Consider the following 22100-nt stretch of genomic DNA (forward strand, 5'->3'; position numbering starts at 1 on the left):
AGCTTTGTGACTCTTTGCTGCTCGTCCCAGAAGCCTCTCTGACCCACAGTTGTTGTGAAGATTGCTTAACCGATCATAATCGGAATCATGCCACAATCAAGTGCCTTGTTGATTTTTCGAAGTTCCCTTAACTCGTTGTCAGATCCATGTTGAGTGCGCTCTGTCCATGCTCCGCTTCTTGGCTTTTACACGGCGTATTCTGGCAACTCTGCTGCCCTGTTTCCCTGATCCTGCTTCGTTGTGCTTGTGATGGTTTACCGACAGTGATGCAATGAATTCACGGATTCAGGTTTTTATTGGCTGTGATCAGCAGCAGCGTGAGGCTGCTCTGGTGCTGGCTCATTCCCTCAGGAGACGTAGCAGCCTGCCGATCACAATCACTTTTCTTGAGCAACCTCAGCTTGAGCGTGCAGGCCTTTATTGGCGCGAATGGGACCCGCTCCAGAGCACAGACTTTTCATTCAGCCGCTTTCTGGTGCCAGCCCTGCTTGATTATCGAGGCTGGGGTATCTACCTGGATGGTGACATGCTCTGCTTGGAGGATCCTGCCAGGCTGTGGGCGCTGCGTCATAACACTTATTCGTTGATGTGTGTTCAACACCCGGGCCGTGCATGGGGCCACCTCAAAATGGGTGGCTTGCCTCAATCGCATTACTCCCGAAAGAATTGGAGTTCGCTGATGTTGTTCAATGCCTCACGTTGTTCACGCCTTACTCCTGATTTTGTAAACCGGGCTTCTGGCCTCGATTTGCATTGTTTTACTTGGCTTGAGGGGGCTGAGGCTGAGCCAGGGCCATTGCCGCGGAACTGGAACCATCTGGTCGATCTCGATGCGCCTGTATCACTTCAGCAGTTGCCCTCGCTGGCACACTGGACTCTTGGTGGGCCCTGGTTGCCAGGCTTTGCCACTGCCGGTGGTTGTTTGGCGGATCTTTGGCGTCTCGAGCGTCAGGCTCTGGAGCGCCAGCTGGGGGTGGGCTAATCCCCCGGGCACCATTGTGTTCATGTTGATGTTGTCCAAGTCTGGAATCGCCAATGGTGACTCGCTTGGCGTAGTGCTGGTTCCCATGTGCCACGCTCCTCCTGTTGGATCAGCGTCAGCGATGGGTGCCAAGCCCACCGGTTGTTGACCCCCCAGTAGCGCCATTCCGGGCGAGCTGGAACCAGCACCTGACCTGGTTTTGCGAGCGCCCCAGCCAGGTGGGCCACGGTCTGGCGCGTGGTCAGCACCCCGTCGAGGCTTTGGATCAGGGCCATTGTGTCGTCTATATCTGAGCCGGGGTGTCCGAGGCGATGCATACCGGCCTGGGTGCTGACAGTTGCCAGTAGTTCCATTCCTGCTGGCAGGTATTGGAGGTCCAGCCATTGCACATCCGGCCAATCTCCCAGGAGTTGAAGATCGGCGGGGCTGAGCGAGCGCTCGCGACGTTCCGCGCCTGTCGAACCACCCAGCCAGCCGATCCCTAGCCGGAGCCCGTGCGGCAATCCAACCAACTGCTGTCTCCAGTGCTCCACGCGCTGGCGATCCGTTTGGAGGTAGCCCCCAGCTCCTGGTGCGGCCAGACCCAGCTCCTGCCAGAACAGCATGGGCAGGCTGGCCATGCCGATCACCAGGGTGTCCTGTGGGCTGGCGCCTGGAGAGACCACCGTCACGGTGTTGGGCAGGCTGCGCTGCAGCAGGGGCGCGAGCCGAGGCGCTGGCTCGACGTGGAGGCTGCGGCAGGCACAGGCCAGGTGTCGCAGGTAGCGGCAAGCCATCACCTGGTCGCCGATACCCTGCTCGCCCACCACCACCACGTCCTGCCCGATCAGACTGGCCAGCGAGGGGAGTGGCTGCGGAATTCCCCACTGGTTCAGGCGTGGATTGCTGCGTCGCCACTCGTAGTGGGGCCAAGCTTCAGCGCAGCGTTGCTGACTGAGAAGCGCTAACGCAAGGTTGAGGTGGGCTTCTGGTTGATGGGGCCGCTCTGCCAGCACCGATGTGTAGAGATGCTCGGCTTCTCGCCACTGGTTTGCCTGCACATGGGCGTCGGCTTTTGCCATCTGCCAACGCCAGTCCCTTTGGCCGGGGGGCCATTGCAGGAGTTCCTCAAGGGCCCTTGATGTCTGGCCGAGCCTGCCTAGGGCTTCGCAGCGCAACCGGATGGCTTCCCAGGGGAGTTGCGCTTGCCTTCGTTGCTCCAGTTCCGCCACCAGCGCCAGCGCCTCTTCCCATTGCCCGGTGGCGCAATGCACTTCGGATGCTGCCAGCAGTGCGATTGGGGCATGGCCGCTCTGCTGCAGGGCCTCCTGGACGAGTTGCAGCCAGGTGTATTCGGGTCCATGACGGATCCTGCTGGCACAGACGGCTTGATTGAGGGTGATGCGCCAGTCGCGTCCGCCATTGTGGCGCCAAGCTTCAGCGGCACTGATGGCAGCAGACCAATCAGCGCTCTGCATGGCGCTGCGCATGCGGCCAATCACACCCGTTGGATCAAGGGAATTCTTCAAGCCAGGAGGTGAGAATGTATTTGTCACCGCTCAAGGGTGGATTACCCCGGTGGGTGTGGGTGAAGCCGGCTGGGAAGATCACGAGTCTTCCCTGACGCGGTTCGATCCGGCGGTGGAGATACAGGAATTCGGTTTCGCCCCCGGCTTCAACTGTGTTGAGGTAGAGCATGGTCACTAATTTGCGAAACGGCACTTCTCCACTGTTTTCAAAATGCCACTCGTGAAATCCCTCGCCGGGTCTGGTGCGCTGAAACTTGCAGTTCAGATGAAAGTAGCGCCCGGCCTTTAAAATAGGATAGCGTTCAAAATAAAGATTCAGCGCTTGATTGCATAGGGCGGAATAGCGCTGGTAGATTGGTGCGATTAGCCTGTCTCGAAAAAAGCGAGGGGCCACTCGATTGAGCAGGGCTTGATGATCTCGCACCTCTTCCCTCCCCTGTTGTCGCTCCACGATCAGGCCATTGCTTTCCAGGTAGGCGAAGAACTGCTCCAGGGACTCGGGCTGGTGGTTGGTCTCGAAGCAGCCGATGAAGTCTTCGCCGATGCTGTGCTCGAGGATCGCCGGTTCGCGCACTGGAGCCTATGGCAGGTGGGAACAGGCTAGGGGGAGCTCGTCTGGTTCTCGAGCCGGGCGATGCGGCCGACCCTGAGGTCCTCGAGATCGCGGTCGAGCTGGGGGCCGAAGCGGGCGCCGGGGCGGAAGGGGGTGGTGCCGTCGTAGGGAACGCCGAACAGCTCCAGGCTCATGGCTCGACCGCGGAGTCAGCCAGCGCGCGCTCCACGAAGGCGGGCACCGCCTCGAAGGCCCCCCGCTGCCAGCGGGGCGACCAGATGCTGCAGCCCGACGCCACCGCCGCGGCGCGCTCCGCCAGTGGCTCCCGGTAGCGGGGGCCGTCGGGGCAGGCGAAGGTCCAGCTCCACCAGCCACTGGGGTACATCGGCACCCAGCCGTAGAGCGGATCGGCATGGCCGAACACCTCGCGCAGCAGCCGCACGGTGTCGATATGAACCTGACGGAAGGCCTCGGGGGATTCGCTCTGGGTGGCGAACACACCGCCGGGGCGCAGCAGGCGGCGGCAGTGCTGGAAGAAGCTGCGGTTGAACAGGCCCTCGGCCGGTCCAGCCGGATCAGAGCCATCCACCAGCACGACGTCGTAACTGGCGTCGGGGGCGGTGGCCGCCCAGGCGATGCCGTCGCCGACGGTGAGGTGGAAGCGGGGGTCGGCCCAGGCGTCGCCGCCGAGGCTGGGCAGGTGCTTCCGAGACAGCTCCACCACCAGAGCGTCGATCTCCACCATGTCGAGGTGGGCGACGCCGGGATGGCGCAGGCACTCGCGGGCGGTGCCGCCATCACCACCACCGATCACCAGCACCCGCTCGATCGAGGCGGCGGCGCAGAGGGCCGGATGCACCAGCGGTTCGTGGTAGTGCCGCTCCTGCTTCTCCGCCGTCATCCAGCAGCCGTCGAGCAGCAGGCCCTTGCCGTAGGTCTGGCTGTCGATGATGGTAATGCGCTGGTAGGGGCTGGTGCGCTCCTCCACCAGGGTGGCGGCCAGGCCATAGCGCACCCCACCCAGCTCCTCGTCCACCCAGGCTCCGCTGGGGAAGGCGTCGGCCGGTGGCTGTTGCGGTCCCATGCGGTTGGCTCGTGGCTTTCCAGCTAAACCTTCGGCAGGACCCCTTGTCACGGCGCCATGGCACATTCCAGACGCCACCTGTTGCAGCTCCTTGGCCTGACAGGCGCCGGGCTGGCCCTGGGCACCCTGCGGCCGGCGGCGGCGGCCGCCGCGGACGGCACCCTGATGGAACGGCTGTCGGTGTGCCGTCCCGAGGGCGACCCACTGCAGGAACTGCTGCGCCGCAACCGCGACTTCTCCCGCGTCTGGCAGGCGGCCGAGCGCAGCGACGATCCCCAGGGGCGGGCCACCCTGCTGTCCGAGAGCTGGCCGCTGCACTGCCAGGTCCGGCCCGATGCCCTGGCCGCCGGCCAGCGGCCCTGGGCCTCGGTGCTCTGCTGCGCCGATTCGCGGGTGGCGCCGGAGTGGATCTTCGCCTGCGGCGCCGGGGAGCTGTTTGTGGTGCGCAGCGCCGGCAACACGGCCTTCGACGCGGGTGTCGCCTCGCTGGAGTTCGCCGTGGCGGAGCTGGCGGTGCCCCTGATCCTGGTGATGGGCCACAGCGGCTGCGGCGCGGTGACCGCCGCCATGGCCAAGGCGCCACTCACGCCCCTGCTGGAGGAGCTGGTGACACCGATCCGGGCCAGCCTGAAGCCGGGGGCGGACCTGGCCGAGGCGGTGCGCCGCAATGCCGCCGCCGCCGCCGCCGCCCTGCCCCAGCGCAGTGCCCTGCTGCGCCAGGCGGTGGCGGAGGGGCGGCTGACCATCCAGGCCGCCTACTTCGACATCGGCAGTGGCGACGTGAGCCTGGTGTGAGCGGCGATCTGCCCCTGGGGAATGGCCGGGTGATCCCGGCGGCCGAGCTGGGCTGGCGGTTCTCGCGCGCCTCCGGCCCCGGCGGACAGGGGGTGAACACCACCGACTCCCGGGTGGAGCTGGTGTACGACCTGGCCGCCAGCGATGCCCTGCCCCCCGCCCTGCGGGAGAGGGCCCTGCGGCGGCTGGCGGCCCGGCTCAGCCCGGCCGGCCTGGTGATCGTGGCGATGGAACATCGCTCCCAATGGCAGAACCGTCAGGCGGCGCAGAAGCGCCTGGTGGAGCTGATCCAGGCGGCGATCGCGCCGCCGCCGCCACCCCGCCGCCCGACAAAACCCAGCCGCGGCTCGGTAGAGCGCCGGCTGCAGGCCAAACGACAGCGGGGATCGCTCAAGAGCCGCCGCCGCCAGGGTCCGCCTGAGGAGGGGTAGGACCTGGGCCACTCTCGGCGCGGATCTGGGCCTTGGCCGCCTGCCAGTGCCCCTCCAGTTCCGCCAGGCCCCGCCCGCCGAGATCACCACCGAGGGCGGCCTCCACCCGGGAGAAACGGTCGAGGAAGCGATGGTTGGTGCCGGCCAGGCCCTCCTCGGGGTCGAGATCGCACCAGCGGGCCACGTTCACCAGGGTGAACAGAACGTCGCCCAGTTCCTCCTGGGCATGGGCCCGGTCGCCGCTGGCCACGGCCTCCCGTAGTTCGTCCATCTCCTCCTGCACCTTCGCCCACACCCCCTCGATGGAATCCCACTCGAACCCGGCGGCGGCGGCCTTGCGGGAGATGGTCATGGCGCCGGCCAGGGCGGACTGGCCGCGCACCTTCTGTGCCAGCCGGTCGCTGAGGGGGCTGGCAGTGGCTGGCTCCTGGCGTTCAGCGGCCTTGATCGCCTCCCAGCTGCGGCGCACAGCTTCGGGGTCATCGGCCCGCTCCGCCGCCGGATCGAACACGTGCGGGTGGCGGCGCACCAGCTTGTCCGTGATGGCGGCGGCGACGGTGTTCAGATCGAAGCGTCCGGCTTCGCTGGCGATGCGCGCGTGCAGGACCACCTGCAGCAGCAGGTCGCCCAGCTCTTCGGCCAGGTGATCGTCGTCGCCGCGGCGGATCGCATCGGCCACCTCATGGGCCTCCTCCAGCACGTAGGGGATGAGGGTGCTGTGGGTCTGGGCCAGGTCCCAGGGGCAGCCCCCCTGGGGATCCCGCAGCCGGGCCACGACCGCCACCAGTTCGGCGAGGGCCGCCAGGGTGGCCCCATCGGCCTCAGAAGGGGAAGGCGGCCGGGAACCGGACATCACGGGGAAGAAGAACCACGGAGACCATCCTTGGCGATGGCACTGGGCGCGTGATCAGGCCAGGCCCGCGACCGCCTGCTGCAGGGCGTCATGGCGGCTGAGGGTGGTGCGCTCCAGCGGCAGCTTGGCGTACAGCCCGAGCTTCTCAAGGCGCTGGCGGGTGGTGCCGCTGGCGCCGACCACGAACACCTGGCGACCCTTCTCGATCGCTTCCTCGACGGCCAGTTCCACCGCCAGGGCTGCGGTGACGCCGAGGTGGGAGACCTCGGTGAGATCGAACACCACGGCCTTGCAGACGCCGATGGCGTTGTGCTCGCGGCCGATCGCCTTGGCCACACCGAAGATCATGGCGCCGGTGAGCTGGAACAGCAGCACCTCGCCCTTGCCCTGATCCAGCAGGGTCTTCTCCTCGGGGTTGAGCAGCAGATCGCCGTCGCCGGTGGAGACCGACTTGACCGACTTGCTCTGCAGAGCGCTCATCTTGTCGATCGTGAGGATGTTGGCGATGAAAACGCCAATCCCCACCGCGGCAATCAAGTCCACCAGCACGGTGAGCCCGATCACCAGATACATGATCAACGCCCCGGTGATCGAGATGCGGTGGGCGCGTTTGAGGAAGCCCCAGTCGACGATGTCGAAGCCCACCTTCAGGGCAATGCCGGCCAGCACGGCCTGGGGAATCTGGGCCGCCAGCCGGGCGCCGGCCAGGATCACCAGCATCAGGATCAGGGCGCGGCTGATGCCGGAGAGGGCACTGCGTCCCCCCGCCTGGATGTTGACGACGGTGCCCATGGTGGCACCGGCGCCGGCGATGCCGCCGAAGAGGCCGGAGACCAGGTTGCCCAGGCCCTGGCCGATCAGTTCCTTGTTGGAGTCGTGCTCGGTGCGGGTGATGCTGTCGGCGATCACGGCGGTGAGCAGGGCGTCGATGCAGCCGAGCATGCCGAGCACCGCGGCATCGATCAGCATCACCCGCAGCTGGGGCAGCGCGAAGTGGGGCAACTGCAGGCTGGGGAAACCGGAGGCGATTTCACCGATGCGGCGGATGTCCTCGCCGCCGGCTGCTGCGCCGCCGCCGCTCCCGGTGAGCAGGGTGAGGGAGAGGACCGTGCCCAAGACCAGGGCGATCAGCTGGGGCGGAGCCACCTTCTTGACCTGGCCCGGCGTGAACCAGAGGATCGCCAGGGTGACCACGGCCAGGGTGACTTCAGCGGGGCGGGCGTTGGCGAACAGGGACGGCAGGGTGGTGAGGGTCCCCATGACGCCGCCCTTGGGAATGGCCTGGCCCAGGAAGGGGCCCAGCTGCAGCACCATCAGGATGATGCCGATGCCGCTCATGAAGCCCGAGATCACCGTGTAGGGCATCTGGGTGACGTAGCGACCCAGCTTCAGCAGCCCGAAGATGATCTGGAACACGCCGGCCAGCATCACCACGGTGAAGGCCATGGCCAGGCCGTTCACCGGATCCTGGGCCGTCAGGCTGGCGATGACGGCGGTCATCACCACCGTCATCGGTCCGGTGGGCTCGGAGATCAGGGTGGGCGTACCGCCGAACAGGGCGGCGAACAGGCCCACCAACACAGCGCCCCAGAGGCCGGCGGCGGCACCGGCGCCGGAGGCCACACCGAAAGCGAGGGCCATCGGCAGGGCGATCACCGCGGCGGTGACCCCACCGAAGAGGTCGCCCTTGATGTTCTGGGTGCTGATGTGATTCAGCAGGCGGAAAGGAGGTGGTCCAGGGGGATGGGAAACTGTTGCCATCACTACCGATTGGTGGGGGTGGGCGCAACCATAGGGGCTGGGATGAACCGCTGGGTGATTTTGCGTCCCCGTGGCTCATTGCCGAAGAACATCGACGTGATGAGCAGGGCTCATCACCCAGGTGGGGCCCAGGATTTGGGGGCCGCGGTCACAGCCTTCACCCGCCACTGCGGCGCCCTGGCTATCGAGTGACTTGTTGTTTTCCTTGGCATCTACATGGCCATCCGTGTGCATTCTGCCTTTGCTGAAGGTGCCTTGACGCAGCCCGATTGGTTGGCCAGCAGGGGAGTTCCAGCCAGAACGTCGTTAACGGCGGGCCTGGTCAGGGCTATCGATCACCGCCGCTGATTGGAGTGATCACGGCAACCTGTGGTTTCTGGCCCCTTGGAGGCAACCGATCGGTCCCCGTTCCACCTAAAACTGCATCCACCCCCAAAGCCACCTGATGGATTTTTTGCCCACGCTGCTGATGGAAGTCGGCAGCCACCAGGTTGAAGTGACGGAGACCCTGATCGGGGTTGGACGTTTTCTTGTGATTTTCGTGGCCGCCCGCTTGATGGCGGAGCTGATGGTGCGCCTGCAACTGCCCACCATCCTGGGCGAACTGGTCGCCGGGGTGGTGATCGGCGCCTCGGGTCTGCATCTGGTCGTGCCCCCTGAGGCCCAGGCCCAGCTGAGCGGCGCGGTGCTCGGGCTACTGACCTATCTGGGCGGGATGACGCCTGACGCCGTCACCTCCCTCTATGGCGAGACGTTTTCGAGCCTGCAGGCCGTCGCCGAGATCGGCCTGTTCTCGCTGCTGTTCCTGACGGGCCTCGAGAGCGAGCTCGATGAACTCGTGGCCGTGGGCGTTCAGGCCGGCACCGTGGCCTTCACCGGGGTGGTGTTGCCCTTCGCCGCCGGCACCGCCGGCCTCTACTACCTCTTCCACGTGCCGTTCATCCCGGCCGTCTTCGCCGGCGCCGCCATGACGGCCACCTCCATCGGCATCACGGCGAGCGTCTTCGGTGAACTGGAGTGGCTGAAGCGCAAGGAAGGCCAGATCGTCATCGGTGCCGCCGTGCTCGACGACATCCTCGGCATCGTGATTCTGGCGGTGGTGGTCTCCCTGGCCGGTGGCGGTTCCTTCACCCTGGGGCCGATCCTGAAGCTCTGCGCCGCGGCAGTGATCTTCGTGGCTGTCGCCCTGGTGCTGAGCCGTTTCGCCGCCCCCGCCTTCGACTGGGTGGTGGATCAGCTCAAGGCTCCCGGTGATGTGGCGGTGGCCAGCTTCGTGGTGCTCACCCTCTGCTGCTTCGCCGCCCAGGCGATCGGCCTCGAGGCCGCCCTGGGAGCCTTCGCCGCCGGCCTGATCCTCAGTGCCTCCAAGCACACCCACGACATCGAAGCCGCCGTCAAACCCCTGGTGGCCCTGTTCGCCACGGTGTTCTTCGTGCTGATCGGCACCGGCATGGACCTCTCGGTGCTGAACCCCTTCGATCCCGCCAACCGCGAGGGTCTGGTGGTGGCCCTGTTCCTGCTGGTGGTGGCCGTGGCCGGCAAGGTGGCCGCCGGCTGGACCTACACCAGCAAGGACCCCACCAACCGGCTGGTGGTGGGTCTGGGGATGATGCCCCGCGGCGAGGTGGGTCTGATCTTCCTGGGCCTGGGCACCCAGGCGGGCATCCTCACTCCGGCCCTGGAAGCCGCCATCCTGTTGATGGTGATCGGCACCACCTTCCTGGCCCCGATTCTGCTGAGGCTCGTGATCGGTGGACAGTCGGAGCCTGCAGCCCAGACCACCTGAGCCACGGCCTGGCGGCCCATCCGTTTCGCCGCCCGGCCGGTACCCCCGGACTCCATCCCCTCCATCCATGGGCGTTGCCGATCTGAGAGTCCCCACCGTCACCCTGGCCCCGCCGTTCCCGGCCCTGCGCCGCGGCCGGCTCGAGACCCTGCAGGTGAACCTGGGCTACCGCTGCAACCAGAGTTGCAGCCACTGCCATGTGGGCGCCGGCCCCAGCCGCACCGAGATGATGGATCCCCAGACCATCGCCCTGGTGCCGGCGGTGCTGCAGGCCCGGGGCCTCACCTGCCTGGATCTCACCGGCGGCGCCCCGGAACTGCATCCCGGCTTCCGCGACCTGGTGCGCCAGGCCCGAGGGCTGGGGGTGGCCGTGATCGACCGCTGCAACCTCACCATCCTCAGTGAGCCCGGCCAGGACGACCTGGCCGCTTTCCTGGCCCAGCAGGGGGTCAAGGTGGTGGCCTCCCTGCCCTGCTACAGCGCCGACAACGTTGACCGGCAGCGGGGCGATGGGGTGTTCGAGCGCAGCCTCCTGGGCCTGCGCCAGCTCAACGCCCTCGGCTACGGCGATCCGGACGCAGGCCTGGAGCTGGATCTGGTCTACAACCCCCAGGGACCGCAACTGCCGCCCCCCCAGGCCGCCCTGGAGGCCGACTACCGGCGCGAGCTGGCCGATCGCTTCGGTCTGCGCTTCAACCGCCTGTTCACGATCACCAACATGCCCATCCAGCGCTTCGCGGCGGTGCTGCGCCAGCAGGGGCAGCTGGAGGGCTACATGGCGCTGCTGCGCCAGCACCACAACCCTGCCAACCTGGCCCAGGTGATGTGCCGCTCCACCCTCAGCGTCGACTGGCAGGGCTTCCTGTTCGACTGCGACTTCAACCAGATGCTCGACCTGCCGGCCGGCGGCGGCAGTGGCCCCCGGGCCCACCTGCGGCAGCTGCTGGAGCAGGACCCCGATGGGGAGCCGATCGCCGTGGCCGATCACTGCTTCGGCTGCAGCGCCGGCGCCGGCTCCAGCTGCGGGGGCGCCCTGAGCTGAAGCCCCCTGGGCCGCTCAGGGGCTCTGGCGATTCAGGTCCCAGTTGTAGGGGAGGTAGGAGAGGCGAAAAGCGCCGCCCAGGATCAGCGCCCGCTCCTGGGCGGGGACGTAGCGGGCGACGAAGCGCAGCACGGCACTCTGCTTCTGGTGGCCCGGCACAGCCGCCGCCTGGGGATCGGCGCGCGGCCAGTCCTCGGCGAACCACTGAAAGATCTGGGAGAGCTGCACCGTTCCGGCGGCCCGGTCGATCACCAGGCCCACGGGGCTGGCCAGCCAGAGGGTCGACTGATCCTCCAGCTGCCGGTTGAGGGCCGCACCCGTGAAGGCCTCGCGCCGCAGGGGCGGGCAGCTGATGGCGGCACACACCAGGGCCGCGTGGATGCGGGGCTCGTTGTACTCGCGCCGCAGGATCTCGTGCTCGATCCCATCAAGGGTGAGGCTGCGGCCCATCAGCTGGTGGCGGCGGAACTTCCACACGCCGGGAATCGCCTTGATGCTGGGCCGGATCGGATCGTTGTCGATGATCGCGCGCAGGGTGAAGCCGTTGTAGGCGTTGATCAGGACGGCGATCTGCTCGGCCTCGGACCAGGAGGCGAAGCGCTTGGGCGCCAGAGCGCCCAACGCCTTGAGATAGCGATCAAGCTGGGCCGGATCCCGTTGCAGGGCGGCGTAATCCACCAGGCCCCGCCCATCCACCACCGACCGCAGCACTGCGTTGAAGGGGGCGGGATCGAGGGGGGGCTGGGGGGCCACGGCCGGCCCGCGGCCACAGCCCGTGGCGGTGATCAGCACCAGGCCGCAGACCAGGAGCAACGGGGTGCGGGAACGGACGGGAACCATGGCGGAGCGGCAGACAAGGGAGTTACTGGTGAGCGGGCGATTCGGTTCGACCGCGGGCGCTCAGCAGCAGCCCCAGCAGCAGGGGCAACCACAGCAGCAGCCGTTCCGGGGTCGTGAGCTGCCAGTCGGGCAGCCGCGAGGGCAGCACGAAATACACAAACGCGGAGAGGCTCACCAGCCGCGCCCCCCAGTTCTGGCTGGGCACGGCGAAGGGCATCAGCCAGATGAAATACCAGGCGTGCACCACCGGCGAGAGCAGCAGCAGCACCACCAGGTAGCGCCAGGCGAAAACGCCCAGCCGGGCGCTGCTGGGGAGCAGCACCGCCAGCGCCAGGAGCAGCAGCAGCCCAGGCACGGCATTGGTCTGCAGGGTCCAGGGCCAGAGCTGGGCGATCCAGTGCGGCAGCCACTCGGCGCTGCGGCCGTGGCGGATGAAGCTGGAGCCGGTGGGCAGCAGCGGGCAGCTGCGCAGGCCGCAGAACAGGGAGGCCCCCAGCAGCAGCGGTGCCAGCCCCAGCAGCATCGTGCTGAGCACGGGCCCGGGCCGCCGGAACTGGCGCCAGCGGCTCCAGGCCCGCTGCAGCAGGAGTGGCAGGGTGATCCACTTCAGGGCCACGCTCAGCCCCAGCAGCAGGTCGATGCAGGCCTGGGGGCGTTGGCCCTGGGGCGGGGGATCCCGCTCGGCCAGCAGCCAGGCGGCCACCAGCGGCAACAGGAACCAGCTGTCATAGTGCCCGCCGCCGCTGAGGCCATAGATCACCAGCGGATTCCAGGCGTAGAGCGCCGCAGGTGCCGCGCCGAAACGGGCCGCCAACAGCGCACAGATCGCCAGGTCGGCGGCCGTGAACGAGAGCTTGAACAGCAGCACCTGCTGGGCCACGGCGGCATGCAGCTGGAACAGCAACTGCGTCAGGGGCGGGTAGATGGCGGTGGTGTCGGGGTGGTTGATCAGCGACCACCAGGGCGTGCGCAACCCCTCCAGCACCGCGGCGTCCGGCGCCAGCCGGTAGGGATTGAACCCCTGCAGCTGAATCCCCCCCTCCCAGAGGTACCGCCAGATGTCATCGCCGGGCTCCATGGCCAGCAGGGCCAGCCGCGTCAGCACCGCCACGGCCCAGAACAGGGCGCGGGGGAGGGTAGGCAGCGACCAGGACAGGGCGAAACCCAGCCCCATCACCGCGGCCGCCCTCCAGAACGGCAGCAGCTGGGCGGCGTCGAACAGATCGCCGTAGGGCCGCATCAGCAGCGCCCCGACGATCAGCAGCAGAGCACTGGCCGGCAGCTGCAGGCGCCGCCGCAAGGAGGTCAGCGCCATCGCCGCAGCCACAGCCGGCCGAGGGTGGTGAGGATCACCCATCCGGCCTGGAGGCTCGCCCCCCAGCGACCGGAAATCTTCGAAACGCCGGCCAGGCGCGGGCGCTGGGAGATGGGCACCTCGCGGATGCGCAGGCCCAGCTCGCCCGCCCGCACCTGCATCTCCAGGGTCCAGCCATAGCCCCGGTCGCGCAGGGCCATCGCCGCGAAGGCCCTGCGCCGCACCAGGCGCAGCGGCCCCATGTCGCGGTAGCGGAAGCCCCAGCCCAGGGTGATCAGCGTGGTGGCCAGCCGGTTGCCCCCCTGCTGCAGGGGGGTGAGCGAGGCGCGTCCCACGGCCGTGGCCGTGCGATCGCCCAGCAGCAGGTCGTGGTCGGGCAGGAGCGCCAGGAAGCGGGGCAGCTCCTCGATCGGATCGCCGCCGTCGCCATCGCAGAACATCAGCCACTGCACCGCGGGGTCGAGGTTGAGGCAGCCGGCCCAGCAGGCCCGGCCGTAGCCGGGACGGGGTTCGCTGATCACCTCCGCCCCCAGCTGCCGGGCGATGGCGGCGGTGTCATCGCTGCTGCCGTTGTCGACCACCCGGATGCGGTCGAGCCCCTGGCGGCGCAGCAGGCCGATGACGTGGCCGATCGTCTCGCGTTCGTCGCGCGCCGGAATCACCACCTGAATGGCCTCCAGAGTCATGGGCGATCCCGCAGCACAACAGCCCGCTCAGCCTGCCGGGCAATCCGCCGCGGGGCTTCGCCGGTAGCTGTTCAGACGCGCCTGCGGCATGCCCCCAACCCCCTCACCTTCCCGCTGGCGCCAGCGGCTGCTGCTCGCCGCCATCGCCCTGGTGGTGGCCCTGTTCTTCGGGCTCGGCCTGCACCGCCAGCTGACCCTGGAGGCCCTGCAGCGGGCCCATGGCGCCCTGCTGGAGCGGCGCCAGCAGGCCCCCCTGCTGGTAGGCGGCGCCTACGTGGCGCTCTATGTGCTGGTGGCGGCCCTGTCGCTGCCGGGGGCCGCGGTGCTCACCCTGGCCGGCGGCGCGCTCTTCGGGGTGGGGCTGGGCACCCTGCTGGTGTCGTTCGCCTCCAGCATCGGCGCCCTGCTGGCCTTCCTGGTGGCCCGCACCCAGCTGCGGGAACCGGTGCGGCGACGCTTCGCCCGCCAGCTGGCGCCGATCGAGGCGGGGGTGGCGCGCGATGGGGTGCCCTATCTGCTCAGCCTGCGGCTGGCGCCGGTGTTCCCTTTCTTCCTGGTGAACCTGCTGATGGCGCTGACGCCGATCCGGGCGGCCAGCTTCTACCTCACCAGCCAGATCGGCATGCTGCCCGGCACGTTCGTCTACGTGAACGCCGGCACGCAGCTGGCCCAGCTGCGTGGGGTCGGCGGCATCCTCAGCCGGCCGCTGCTGGGGTCCCTGCTGCTGCTGGCCCTGTTCCCCTGGCTGGCCAAGGCGGCCATCGGCCGCTGGCAGACCTGGCGGCTCTACAGCCCCTGGCGGCGCCCCCGCCGCTTCGATCGCAACCTGATCGTGATCGGCGCCGGCGCAGCGGGACTGGTGACCGCCTACATCGCCGCCACGGTGAAGGCGCGGGTGACGCTGGTGGAGCGCGGTGCCATGGGCGGCGACTGCCTCAACACCGGCTGTGTGCCCAGCAAGGCGCTGATCAGCTCGGCCCGGCTGGCGGCACGCCTGCGACGGGCCGACCGCTACGGACTCGAGCCGATGGAACCGCTGTTGAGCGTGCGTCAGGTGCTGGCGCGGGTGGCCGCCAAGGTGGAGGCCGTGGCCCCCCACGACAGCGTCGAGCGCTACGAGGGCCTGGGGGTGGAGGTGCTGCGCGGCCAGGCCCGCCTGCTGGATCCCTGGACCGTGGCGATCCAGGATCAGGCTGGTGATGAGCGGCGGCTGACGGCCCGCGCCATCGTGCTCGCCACCGGCGCCGAGCCGGTGCGGCCCGACTGGCCCGGGAGCGAGGCGGTGCCCCTGCTGACCAGTGAAACCGTGTGGGGCTGGCTGGCCCGCTGCCCGCTGGAGCGGCCGCGGCTGGCGGTGCTGGGGGGCGGGCCGATCGCCTGCGAACTGGCCCAGGCCCTGGCCCAGCTGGGCCTGCCGATCACCCAGATCCAGCGCAGCGACCGCCTGCTGCGCAAGGAGGACGCCGATGTGGCCGCCGAGGTGCAGCAGGGCCTGGAGACCGACGGCGTCCGCCTGCTGCTGGGCACCCTGGTGCTCGGCTTCGAACCGGATGCCGCACCTGGCGAGGCGGTGACGGTGCTGGTGCGGCAGGGGGAGCGGCAGGAGCGGATCGCCTGCGATGCCGTGCTCTGCGCCCTGGGCCGGCGCGCCCGGTTGCAGGGCTATGGCCTCGAGGAACTGGGCCTAGCCACCGGCGCCACGATCACCACCAACGCCTTCCTGCAGACGAATTTCCCCAACATCTACGCCGCCGGTGATGTGGCCGGGCCGTTCCAGTTCACCCACACCGCCGCCCACCAGGCCTGGTACGCCGCGGTGAACGCCCTGTTCGGCCAGCTGCGCTCCTTCAAGGTGGACGACCGCGTGATCCCGCGCACCACCTTCACCGAACCGGAGGTGGCCACGGTGGGGCTCACCGAAGCCGAGGCGGCAACACAGGGGGTGACGGTGGAGGTGACGCGCTTCCCCCTGCACGAACTCGATCGCGCCATCGTGGAAAGCGCCGAGCAGGGTTTCGTGAAAGTGCTCACAACACCTGGCAGCGACCGGATCCTCGGCGCCACGATCGTGGGCGAGCACGCCGGCGAGCTGCTGGCCGAGATCGTGCTGGCCATGAAATGGGGCCTGGGATTGGGCAAGATCTTCGGGACGATCCACGCCTACCCCACCCTGGCCGAGGCCAACCAGTACACCGCCGCTGTCTGGAAGAAGCAGCGGGTGCCCCAGCACCTGCTGCCCTGGCTGCGCCGCTACCACGCCTGGCGGCGCCAAGGCTGAGCCCCCCACAGCCACCGCACGCAACCCGCACACCGCCCCTACGACCCCCACCATGACCAGCGCCACCGATCTGCACCGCAGCGTTCAGGAGTACTACGGCTCCACCCTCAGCAGCAGCGCCGACCTGCGCACCAACGCCTGCTGTGACGCCAGCAGCGTGCCCGCACCCCTGCGGCCCCTGCTGGCCCGCCTGCACCCCGAGGTGCTCAGTCGCTACTACGGCTGCGGCCTGGTGGTGCCGCCGCTGCTGGACGGCCTGCGGGTGCTCGACCTGGGTTGCGGCAGCGGCCGCGATGTGTATCTGCTGGCCCAGCTGGTGGGGCCCGGCGGTGAAGTGGTGGGCGTCGACATGACGCCGGAGCAGCTGGAGGTGGCCCGGCGCCACAGCCAGCACCACGCCGAGGCGTTCGGCTACGCCAATGTGCGCTTCCTGGAGGGCCGCATCGAGCAGCTCGATCAACTGCCGCTGGAGCCCGGCAGCTTCGATCTGGTCATCTCCAACTGTGTGGTCAACCTCTCGCCCGACAAGCTGGCGGTGCTGGACGGGGTGCGGCGGCTGCTCAAACCCGGTGGCGAGTTCTTCTTCGCCGATGTGTATGCCGACCGGCGCGTTCCCGAAGCCCTGCGCCACGACCCGGTGCTGCACGGTGAATGCCTCAGCGGCGCCCTCTACTGGAACGACTTCCTGCGGCTGGCGCGGCGCGCCGGATTCGCCGATGCCCGCCTGGTGGACGACCGCCCCCTGGAGATCACCGACCCGGAGCTGGCTGGGCGCACCGGCGCGATTCGCTTCTTCTCCGCCACCTACCGGCTGTTCCACATCGCGGCGCTGGAGGACGCCTGCGAGGACCACGGCCAGGCGGTGATCTACCGCGGCAGCATCGCCGGCCATCCCGACGCCCTGCCCTTCGACAAGCACCACCACATCGAGACGGGCCGGGTGTTTCCGGTCTGCGGCAACACCTTCCGCATGCTGGCCGAAAGCCGGCTGGCGCCCCACTTCAGCTTCATTGGTGATTTCAGCCGCCACTACGGGCTGTTCGAGGGCTGCGGCACGGCCCTGCCGTTCGGCGGGCCCGAGGCGACGACGGCTGACCCAGCCGCGGCGGCCACTCCCGCAAAGACTTCTGCAACGAGCGGCTCCTGCTGCTGAAGCGGGGCCCCGCCCAGGGCGCCTCAGCTGGGAGCGACCCCTGAGGGGCGCAGGCGCTTGATGGTGTCGCCCAGCCGGCGCAGGTTGGCCTGCGCCACTCGCCACTGGGCGATGGTGTGCAGAACGATGAAGGAGAGAAAGGTGTAAGAAAGCCAGAAGTGCAGGCTGCGGCCCACATCCACCATCGCCTTGTTCTCTGGAAACAGATCAGGAATGACAAGGCCGAAGAACGCAACATTGCCTGCCTTGAAGGAATTGGACAGCAGCAATCCGGCCAGTGGGACCGCCACCATGAAGCCATAAAGCAAGACATGCAGCAGCATGTTGCGCCACCACTTCGGGCTTAGCCCAGGAAGGTGCCGGGTGTACTTCTTCCACCACACCTGAAGCAGTACCACGATCCGCCAAAGCAGCAGGGCGATGGTGAGCAGGCCGATCGACTTGTGAACGTCGTAAAGGGAGCCGCGGAGGGACACCTCCCGACTCAGCCGGGCCATGAAGGGGCCACCGATGAACAACAGCAGATACAAGCCTGCCATCCACCAATGCACCGACATCAATCGCTGAAAGGCCGAAGTGAGCCGTGGTCTTCGGGCTGTGGTGAGGGCCTGGTTCATGGGGATGGGCTCAGGCAGCAGAAGAACTTGATAGGTGCGGCTGTGCCATCGGCAAACAACCCCCATGTCAGATGGTGCGAATTTATCTCCGCTTGACCGGACTCACTGGTCAACGGGGGCACTGTTTGCGCCGATCGCTGCAAAAGCCTGAACAACTGCGGTGCGGCTGCCGTGCCGGCAACCACCCTCAAGCGCCAGGCCACCCTGGTGAGCCACGACGCGCGGGGAAGCGCCCGCATCGAGGGTTACCCCTGGTGGACTGGGCGGCAGCGGCGTAGCGATGGAGTTCCGCGTCGCCGACACCGTCCAACAAGCCTTGAGCGACTCACGGGCTAGGACCGGCGGGCCTCCGCCGCCGACGGCTCTTGCTCCTGAAGCGACGCAACAGGCGCGGCACTCGGGGGATCGGATCGCCGTCCTGGAGCAGGTGCAGCCAGCTGCTGGCCTCCAGGCCCACCAAGGCCGTCAGCAGCAGGGGCCGCTGGGCGCGCCAGAGCTCCTGTCCCCGCTGCAGCACGTCGCCAGGCGGCGGAGCGCCCAGGGGCCCAAGGGCGGCACAGGCCGCCAGCACCAATAACGCCAGCCACCCAAGTCGCAGGGAGGTGCCGAGCAGGGGGCTGTGGGAGAACATGGAGCGGTGGCTGAGCAGCCGCCGGTAGGGCCACCACAGCAGCCGCAGCGGGCCCCAGCGGCTGGTGGCGTTGGAGTGGGTGTCCAGGTCGGGGGAGAGCCAGAGGCCACCGACCAGGAACGCTCCGGCGGCGACGGCCGCGCCCGCCGGCCCCAGGGCCGGCCACCACAGCAGGGCGAACGGCAGGGCCAGCCGTCGGGTGGCGCGATCGTGGCTGCGGCCGCTGGCCATGGCCGGGGTCCGGACGCTACCGGCAACGTACCGGCCAACGGTCCGCGGCGCCCCTTCCGCCACAATGGCGCCACCGCCCGATTAGCTCAGCGGTAGAGCGCCTGCCTTACAAGCAGGATGTCGCTGGTTCGAAACCGGCATCGGGCATCCCAGACAGGGCCTTGAAATTCGGCGAAAAGCTGCTTCTGCACAGACTTTTGCTGTTCCAGCGCGTGTTGGGCTCTGCACGGGCATGCCAGGCTTTGAGCCCAACCTTCTCACATACCTTCTCACGTTCCTTCTCACATGGCTGCCCCCCTCGCCTGGGAGACAGTGCTGCGTGCAGGCGTGTCTCACTCCCTGGCTCGTCGCGGTTGTCGGCGGGGTTGGAGTGTCGCTAACCACCGCGGCCTGGTCCGGCTCAACATCACAGCTCATGCCGGCGGCGGTAGGCGCCGCCAGCTGCTGCTCCCAATCCCTTGGGACGGAAACCATGTGGACGAGGTGCGGGATGCGGTGGTTGCTCTGCATTCGTCGTTTCAGGACGGCGTGGATCTCGATGAGGCCTTGGTCCAGCTCTTCCCAGAGGAGCAGCCGCAGGCTTCCGCCAGCACGGAACTATCCAAACAGTTTGCTGTGGATGCTGGTCCTGGCCTTTCCTGGTCAGCCCTGGTCGAGCTGTACCGCGATCACAAGCTCTGTAGCGGTGAGGTGAAGACCGCCACCTGGGAGCGGATGTACCGCCCGCGGATGAACCTGCTGCTCGACCTGTTGGCCACGGACACCAGTGGTGGCCCAAAGGAGGCCGATGCATTGCTGCGCCTGACAGCGAAGCAGTGGGCGGAACGGCCTGGTTGCCGCACAAGGCAGTTGCAGGTGCAGTACACCGCTGCCCTGCTGCGGTGGTTGGTCCAGCAGGGCTGCCTGGGGCAGGTTTGGGATCCTCCTCAGGATCTTGGGCCGTTCATCGGCCGTTCCCGCAAGCAGCGGACGGTCACCACTCCGATGGTTGCGGAGCACATCCAGGCGATGGTGCGGGCCATCCCGGACGCGCGTTGGCGTCTTTGCTTCCAGTTAATCGCTGCCTATGGGCTGCGGCCGGAGGAGATCCAGCACCTTGAGCTCAGGCAGGGACGCCTCTGGTGCCTCTACGAAAAGGTGGCCGCACGCGGCAAGACCAAGCCCCGGCCCCTGAGGCTGCTTCCCTGTGACCAGTGGGCTGCCGCCTGGAATCTGGAGGAGACCTACGCCTCAGACCTGCTTCCACCCATGCGACCCGGGCATGGTGCACAGGACATCAGCCAGTACCTGCGGCGTCGTTCCCTCTGGATGGAGCTCAAGCGCGACTACGAAGCTCAGGGCGAAAAGCTGGTGCTTTACTCCTGCCGTCACGCTTACGCCCACCGGGCTCACGTGATCTGCGACCTGCCGCCCAAGGTGGTGGCAGCGGCGATGGGCCATAGCGTTCAGACCCACCTGGCGGCCTACAGCCGCTGGTGCGGGGATGACGTGGTGGACGACGCCTTCGCCAAGGCGGAGCGGCGGCTGAGCCAGGGCTCTGATGCCTGAAGAGCGCCCCAGACAACCAGTGCTTGCTTCGTTGACCTCTGTTTGCGCTGTGAGGATGTCAGGGATGCTCTGGAGAGGTGGCCCACCCAAAGCAATGCAAATCATGCATCGGTGGGATATCCAATAGGTGCGGGTCTAGGGTTAGAGAAACGCCAGGCGCCTATGGATCGACGGATAGCGGCTGCCGTCGCGCTCTTTACGGTCCTTGCTTCTCCCAGTGTTTGGGCTCAAGGCTTTCAGTCGACAAGCCTGGATTATCGGATTGTTGAGCTCAAAGAAGCGAGAAGTCTTGCTGCGCTTTGCGCCAAAGATCCCCAAATCAAAGAGTGCCGCTTTGCGATCGGCGAGTGGAAGCCAGATGAGCTGGAACGCGTCAAGTTGGAAGTGCCTGCCTGCTTCGATCAGTGCATGCTGGATGTCTTTGGATTCTATAAGAATCCAGAAATACTCCGTGAGATCCCTGCGGTTCGCACAAAGGACTTCGACGCTGCCGCGCCAAGTCGTGGTTTTGAGGCCACCTTTTATCCGGTGGCGCTCCGCTTGCTTCGCTACGAAGGCTGTGCTGGGTGCGCCTTGATCTATCAGTATCCAACCAAGGTTACGGCCCGGATGGGTGGGCAATCATTCAGCCTGCCGATCTTGGCCCGTGGTGGGTATTACGTGCCGAGTGGATTAAGGCGAGTGATCATCGGCTCGCCGGCGTCGCCGCTCTCTTTTCAGGTAACCACCAGCGAAGGCGAGTTCACGGTCAACATTTCCAGTAGGGCCGTGGGCGAATACGCCAAGATGCTACGCCTGCTTCAATACGACAAAGTTCTCTAGATCATGAAACACACTTTCTCCAGCCTTGTCTGCGGCCTTCTGCTCGCAACTTCCGCAGCCCCAGGGGTTGCTCAAATCGGCAACGCAGGAAGCTCCGCAACCACGACGGCTCAAAACGTATTTTGCGAAAAAAATCTTAGATCAACAGTCACTCGCATTAGCAAAACTGTCCTGCCTAGTGGCTACAGTGATCTCAAAGATGTCCAGCTCAACTCGGACTTTCGCTTCCCCAAGAATGACCTGCCCTTTTCGCAGGCACTAGCTCTTAATGATCCAGTTACGGGGCAGGCGGTAGCTGTCTACGATCAAAATTTCGTTCCTGGAGGCTCAAAAGTCTTTTCTGCCTGGGGACGTTTTGGGATCACCATAGGGGGCTATTGGCTGCTTAGCACTGGTGGTGGCTTTAGCGAGAGGATTGCAACATTTGTCCCCTTCGAGGCTGACATTCTTTGGATTTCTGATGGCGACAGCTTCCTGGTGGTCAAGGGCTGTAATGGACGCTTTACGGTTACCAGTGAGATAGCTGCGGCATTGCGCAACTATCCTGCAGGAAAGAATGGCTACATCCGCTTCTCAACGGAGGGAACCGGCAGTGCTGTCCTTTCAGAAATTGGGAAAGACACCGTAGCGGCTTGGAAGAAGGTCTACGCCAATTGGGCTTCTGAAGCCCCGCCCAAGGTTGAGTCGTTGGGCTTCTAAATCGGATCGGAGACCGATTAAGTCAAAGCCTCCAAGGAAGTTTTCTGCGGAGGCTTTGCAGATATGAACAGAGGCAACCCGTCAGCTTTTACTGAATAGCTCTGAGCATCAGGAGTGCAGATGCCTCCGGCTCCAGCCCGTGATCGTGGCCTCGACGTTCTCCAGGTGCCACTGCAGGGGCCCCCGGCCCTGGGTGCAGCCCCAGCGGCGGTAGTGCTTGCCCGGGATAAGTACTCCTCGCAGGCGTAGCTGGCGGAGGGTTTCGCGGCTCATCCCCAGGGCTGCGCAGGCATCTGCCGTCGTGACCCAGACCCGGTGACGTCCCGGTGGGGGTGGGGTCGCCTGGTTCTCCATCAGGCCACCTCCGCAAGCACGTCGACCGCAGCGGAGTTCTTGCGGCGCCCACCGCCAAGGGGGTCAGCTGAAATGACTCCCTTCTCGTTGGCGCCAACCTCAGTTGGGGCCTGGCGAGGATTGCCGATGGC

Annotated in this window: 23 protein-coding genes and 1 tRNA gene; 12 read left to right on the forward strand and 12 right to left on the reverse strand. The window is 66.9% G+C overall.

All coding sequences use genetic code 11. From position 1 onward, the window contains the following. Nucleotides 1–271 precede the first annotated feature (271 nt). Nucleotides 272–982 (forward strand): hypothetical protein, encoded by a 711-nt coding sequence (locus KBZ33_RS16905; RefSeq protein ID WP_254954553.1) that lies wholly within the window; start codon nt 272–274, stop codon nt 980–982. A 20-nt stretch (nt 983–1002) separates the two neighbouring features. Here KBZ33_RS16905 and KBZ33_RS16910 read toward each other — a convergent pair whose 3' ends face one another. The 4 genes from KBZ33_RS16910 to speE are packed head-to-tail and all read right to left on the reverse strand — an operon-like array spanning nt 1003 to nt 4127. Next, a complete protein-coding gene (locus tag KBZ33_RS16910) occupies nt 1003–2490 on the reverse strand; it encodes a lipopolysaccharide assembly protein LapB (RefSeq protein ID WP_255011862.1) in 1488 nt (495 codons plus the stop codon). Continuing rightward, complete coding sequence (locus KBZ33_RS21655; RefSeq protein ID WP_254954555.1) at nt 2474–3064, reverse strand: 2OG-Fe(II) oxygenase; 591 nt, start codon at nt 3062–3064, stop codon at nt 2474–2476. The genes KBZ33_RS16910 and KBZ33_RS21655 overlap by 17 nt, the downstream gene beginning before the upstream one ends. A gap of 26 nt (nt 3065–3090) precedes the next feature. Continuing rightward, nucleotides 3091–3237, reverse strand: a complete 147-nt coding sequence (locus KBZ33_RS16920; RefSeq protein WP_254954557.1) for an arginase family protein — start codon at nt 3235–3237, stop codon at nt 3091–3093. Beyond that, nucleotides 3234–4127, reverse strand: a complete 894-nt coding sequence (speE, locus tag KBZ33_RS16925; RefSeq protein ID WP_254954559.1) for a polyamine aminopropyltransferase — start codon at nt 4125–4127, stop codon at nt 3234–3236. The genes KBZ33_RS16920 and speE overlap by 4 nt, the downstream gene beginning before the upstream one ends. A gap of 57 nt (nt 4128–4184) precedes the next feature. Here speE and KBZ33_RS16930 point away from each other — a divergent pair, with 57 nt between their 5' ends. Next, complete coding sequence (locus tag KBZ33_RS16930; protein ID WP_254954560.1) at nt 4185–4922, forward strand: carbonic anhydrase; 738 nt, start codon at nt 4185–4187, stop codon at nt 4920–4922. Further along, nucleotides 4919–5353: an alternative ribosome rescue aminoacyl-tRNA hydrolase ArfB gene (gene arfB, locus KBZ33_RS16935; RefSeq protein WP_254954561.1), complete on the forward strand. Its 435-nt coding sequence runs from the start codon at nt 4919–4921 to the stop codon at nt 5351–5353. The genes KBZ33_RS16930 and arfB overlap by 4 nt, the downstream gene beginning before the upstream one ends. Here the strand turns inward: arfB and mazG are convergent. Both mazG and KBZ33_RS16945 read right to left on the reverse strand, forming a co-directional pair. Then, the gene (mazG, locus tag KBZ33_RS16940; RefSeq protein WP_254954562.1) at nt 5313–6206 is read right to left on the reverse strand and encodes a nucleoside triphosphate pyrophosphohydrolase; all 894 of its coding nucleotides are present in this window, start codon (nt 6204–6206) and stop codon (nt 5313–5315) included. The genes arfB and mazG overlap by 41 nt on opposite strands. Nucleotides 6207–6260: 54 nt before the next feature. Continuing rightward, a complete protein-coding gene (locus KBZ33_RS16945; RefSeq protein WP_254954563.1) occupies nt 6261–7967 on the reverse strand; it encodes a SulP family inorganic anion transporter in 1707 nt (568 codons plus the stop codon). A gap of 445 nt (nt 7968–8412) precedes the next feature. Between KBZ33_RS16945 and KBZ33_RS16950 the strand changes: the two genes are divergently transcribed. Further along, complete coding sequence (locus KBZ33_RS16950; RefSeq protein WP_254954564.1) at nt 8413–9753, forward strand: cation:proton antiporter; 1341 nt, start codon at nt 8413–8415, stop codon at nt 9751–9753. A 67-nt stretch (nt 9754–9820) separates the two neighbouring features. Next, nucleotides 9821–10795: an arsenosugar biosynthesis radical SAM (seleno)protein ArsS gene (gene arsS, locus KBZ33_RS16955; protein WP_254954567.1), complete on the forward strand. Its 975-nt coding sequence runs from the start codon at nt 9821–9823 to the stop codon at nt 10793–10795. Between the two features lie 15 nt (nt 10796–10810). On the opposite strand, the gene KBZ33_RS16960 is transcribed toward arsS, so the two are convergent. Genes KBZ33_RS16960 through KBZ33_RS16970 form a run of 3 tightly spaced genes read right to left on the reverse strand, consistent with a single transcriptional unit; the run spans nt 10811 to nt 13636 of the window. Next, complete coding sequence (locus KBZ33_RS16960; RefSeq protein WP_254954568.1) at nt 10811–11635, reverse strand: DUF547 domain-containing protein; 825 nt, start codon at nt 11633–11635, stop codon at nt 10811–10813. A gap of 22 nt (nt 11636–11657) precedes the next feature. Beyond that, nucleotides 11658–12950: a hypothetical protein gene (locus KBZ33_RS16965; RefSeq protein WP_254954569.1), complete on the reverse strand. Its 1293-nt coding sequence runs from the start codon at nt 12948–12950 to the stop codon at nt 11658–11660. After that, nucleotides 12941–13636, reverse strand: a complete 696-nt coding sequence (locus KBZ33_RS16970) for a glycosyltransferase family 2 protein (protein WP_254954570.1) — start codon at nt 13634–13636, stop codon at nt 12941–12943. The genes KBZ33_RS16965 and KBZ33_RS16970 overlap by 10 nt, the downstream gene beginning before the upstream one ends. A gap of 88 nt (nt 13637–13724) precedes the next feature. Here KBZ33_RS16970 and KBZ33_RS16975 point away from each other — a divergent pair, with 88 nt between their 5' ends. After that, a complete protein-coding gene (locus KBZ33_RS16975) occupies nt 13725–15914 on the forward strand; it encodes an FAD-dependent oxidoreductase (protein ID WP_254954571.1) in 2190 nt (729 codons plus the stop codon). Nucleotides 15915–15966: 52 nt separating this feature from the next. Beyond that, nucleotides 15967–17067: a methyltransferase domain-containing protein gene (locus tag KBZ33_RS16980; protein ID WP_254954572.1), complete on the forward strand. Its 1101-nt coding sequence runs from the start codon at nt 15967–15969 to the stop codon at nt 17065–17067. A 23-nt stretch (nt 17068–17090) separates the two neighbouring features. On the opposite strand, the gene KBZ33_RS16985 is transcribed toward KBZ33_RS16980, so the two are convergent. Beyond that, nucleotides 17091–17750, reverse strand: coding sequence for a cytochrome b (locus tag KBZ33_RS16985; protein WP_396108707.1), 660 nt, complete (start codon nt 17748–17750; stop codon nt 17091–17093). A 105-nt stretch (nt 17751–17855) separates the two neighbouring features. Here KBZ33_RS16985 and KBZ33_RS16990 point away from each other — a divergent pair, with 105 nt between their 5' ends. Then, nucleotides 17856–18020 carry a hypothetical protein gene (locus KBZ33_RS16990; RefSeq protein ID WP_254954575.1) on the forward strand — a complete coding sequence of 55 codons (165 nt, stop codon included), beginning with the start codon at nt 17856–17858 and terminating at the stop codon, nt 18018–18020. Here the strand turns inward: KBZ33_RS16990 and KBZ33_RS16995 are convergent. Continuing rightward, complete coding sequence (locus KBZ33_RS16995) at nt 18010–18546, reverse strand: metal-binding protein (protein WP_254954576.1); 537 nt, start codon at nt 18544–18546, stop codon at nt 18010–18012. The genes KBZ33_RS16990 and KBZ33_RS16995 overlap by 11 nt on opposite strands. A 75-nt stretch (nt 18547–18621) precedes the next feature. Between KBZ33_RS16995 and KBZ33_RS17000 the strand changes: the two genes are divergently transcribed. The 4 genes from KBZ33_RS17000 to KBZ33_RS17015 all read left to right on the forward strand — a co-directional run bounded on the left by KBZ33_RS17000 (nt 18622) and on the right by KBZ33_RS17015 (nt 21615). After that, nucleotides 18622–18693: transfer RNA gene (locus tag KBZ33_RS17000), tRNA-Val, on the forward strand. Nucleotides 18694–19041: 348 nt separating this feature from the next. Next, nucleotides 19042–20094, forward strand: coding sequence for a hypothetical protein (locus tag KBZ33_RS17005; protein ID WP_254954577.1), 1053 nt, complete (start codon nt 19042–19044; stop codon nt 20092–20094). Between the two features lie 111 nt (nt 20095–20205). Continuing rightward, complete coding sequence (locus KBZ33_RS17010; RefSeq protein ID WP_255011863.1) at nt 20206–20916, forward strand: hypothetical protein; 711 nt, start codon at nt 20206–20208, stop codon at nt 20914–20916. 3 nt (nt 20917–20919) lie between these two features. Continuing rightward, nucleotides 20920–21615, forward strand: a complete 696-nt coding sequence (locus KBZ33_RS17015; RefSeq protein WP_254954579.1) for a hypothetical protein — start codon at nt 20920–20922, stop codon at nt 21613–21615. Between the two features lie 108 nt (nt 21616–21723). Here KBZ33_RS17015 and KBZ33_RS17020 read toward each other — a convergent pair whose 3' ends face one another. Then, complete coding sequence (locus KBZ33_RS17020) at nt 21724–21969, reverse strand: helix-turn-helix domain-containing protein (RefSeq protein ID WP_254954580.1); 246 nt, start codon at nt 21967–21969, stop codon at nt 21724–21726. Between the last annotated feature and the right edge of the window lie 131 nt (nt 21970–22100).

This window comes from Cyanobium sp. Cruz-8D1 (genome assembly GCF_024345975.1).
Taxonomy (GTDB): Bacteria; Cyanobacteriota; Cyanobacteriia; order PCC-6307; family Cyanobiaceae; genus Cyanobium.

Coding starts and splice junctions, on each gene's coding strand:
- KBZ33_RS16905 (WP_254954553.1), top strand. CDS start 272: ATGAATTCACGGATTCAGGTTTTTATTGGCTGTGATCAGCAGCAGCGT.
- KBZ33_RS16920 (WP_254954557.1), bottom strand. CDS start 3,237: ATGAGCCTGGAGCTGTTCGGCGTTCCCTACGACGGCACCACCCCCTTC.
- speE (WP_254954559.1), bottom strand. CDS start 4,127: ATGGGACCGCAACAGCCACCGGCCGACGCCTTCCCCAGCGGAGCCTGG.
- KBZ33_RS16930 (WP_254954560.1), top strand. CDS start 4,185: ATGGCACATTCCAGACGCCACCTGTTGCAGCTCCTTGGCCTGACAGGC.
- mazG (WP_254954562.1), bottom strand. CDS start 6,206: ATGTCCGGTTCCCGGCCGCCTTCCCCTTCTGAGGCCGATGGGGCCACC.
- KBZ33_RS16945 (WP_254954563.1), bottom strand. CDS start 7,967: ATGGCAACAGTTTCCCATCCCCCTGGACCACCTCCTTTCCGCCTGCTG.
- KBZ33_RS16950 (WP_254954564.1), top strand. CDS start 8,413: ATGGATTTTTTGCCCACGCTGCTGATGGAAGTCGGCAGCCACCAGGTT.
- arsS (WP_254954567.1), top strand. CDS start 9,821: ATGGGCGTTGCCGATCTGAGAGTCCCCACCGTCACCCTGGCCCCGCCG.
- KBZ33_RS16960 (WP_254954568.1), bottom strand. CDS start 11,635: ATGGTTCCCGTCCGTTCCCGCACCCCGTTGCTCCTGGTCTGCGGCCTG.
- KBZ33_RS16965 (WP_254954569.1), bottom strand. CDS start 12,950: ATGGCGCTGACCTCCTTGCGGCGGCGCCTGCAGCTGCCGGCCAGTGCT.
- KBZ33_RS16970 (WP_254954570.1), bottom strand. CDS start 13,636: ATGACTCTGGAGGCCATTCAGGTGGTGATTCCGGCGCGCGACGAACGC.
- KBZ33_RS16975 (WP_254954571.1), top strand. CDS start 13,725: ATGCCCCCAACCCCCTCACCTTCCCGCTGGCGCCAGCGGCTGCTGCTC.
- KBZ33_RS16980 (WP_254954572.1), top strand. CDS start 15,967: ATGACCAGCGCCACCGATCTGCACCGCAGCGTTCAGGAGTACTACGGC.
- KBZ33_RS16985 (WP_396108707.1), bottom strand. CDS start 17,750: ATGGGGGTTGTTTGCCGATGGCACAGCCGCACCTATCAAGTTCTTCTG.
- KBZ33_RS16995 (WP_254954576.1), bottom strand. CDS start 18,546: ATGGCCAGCGGCCGCAGCCACGATCGCGCCACCCGACGGCTGGCCCTG.
- KBZ33_RS17015 (WP_254954579.1), top strand. CDS start 20,920: ATGAAACACACTTTCTCCAGCCTTGTCTGCGGCCTTCTGCTCGCAACT.
- KBZ33_RS17020 (WP_254954580.1), bottom strand. CDS start 21,969: ATGGAGAACCAGGCGACCCCACCCCCACCGGGACGTCACCGGGTCTGG.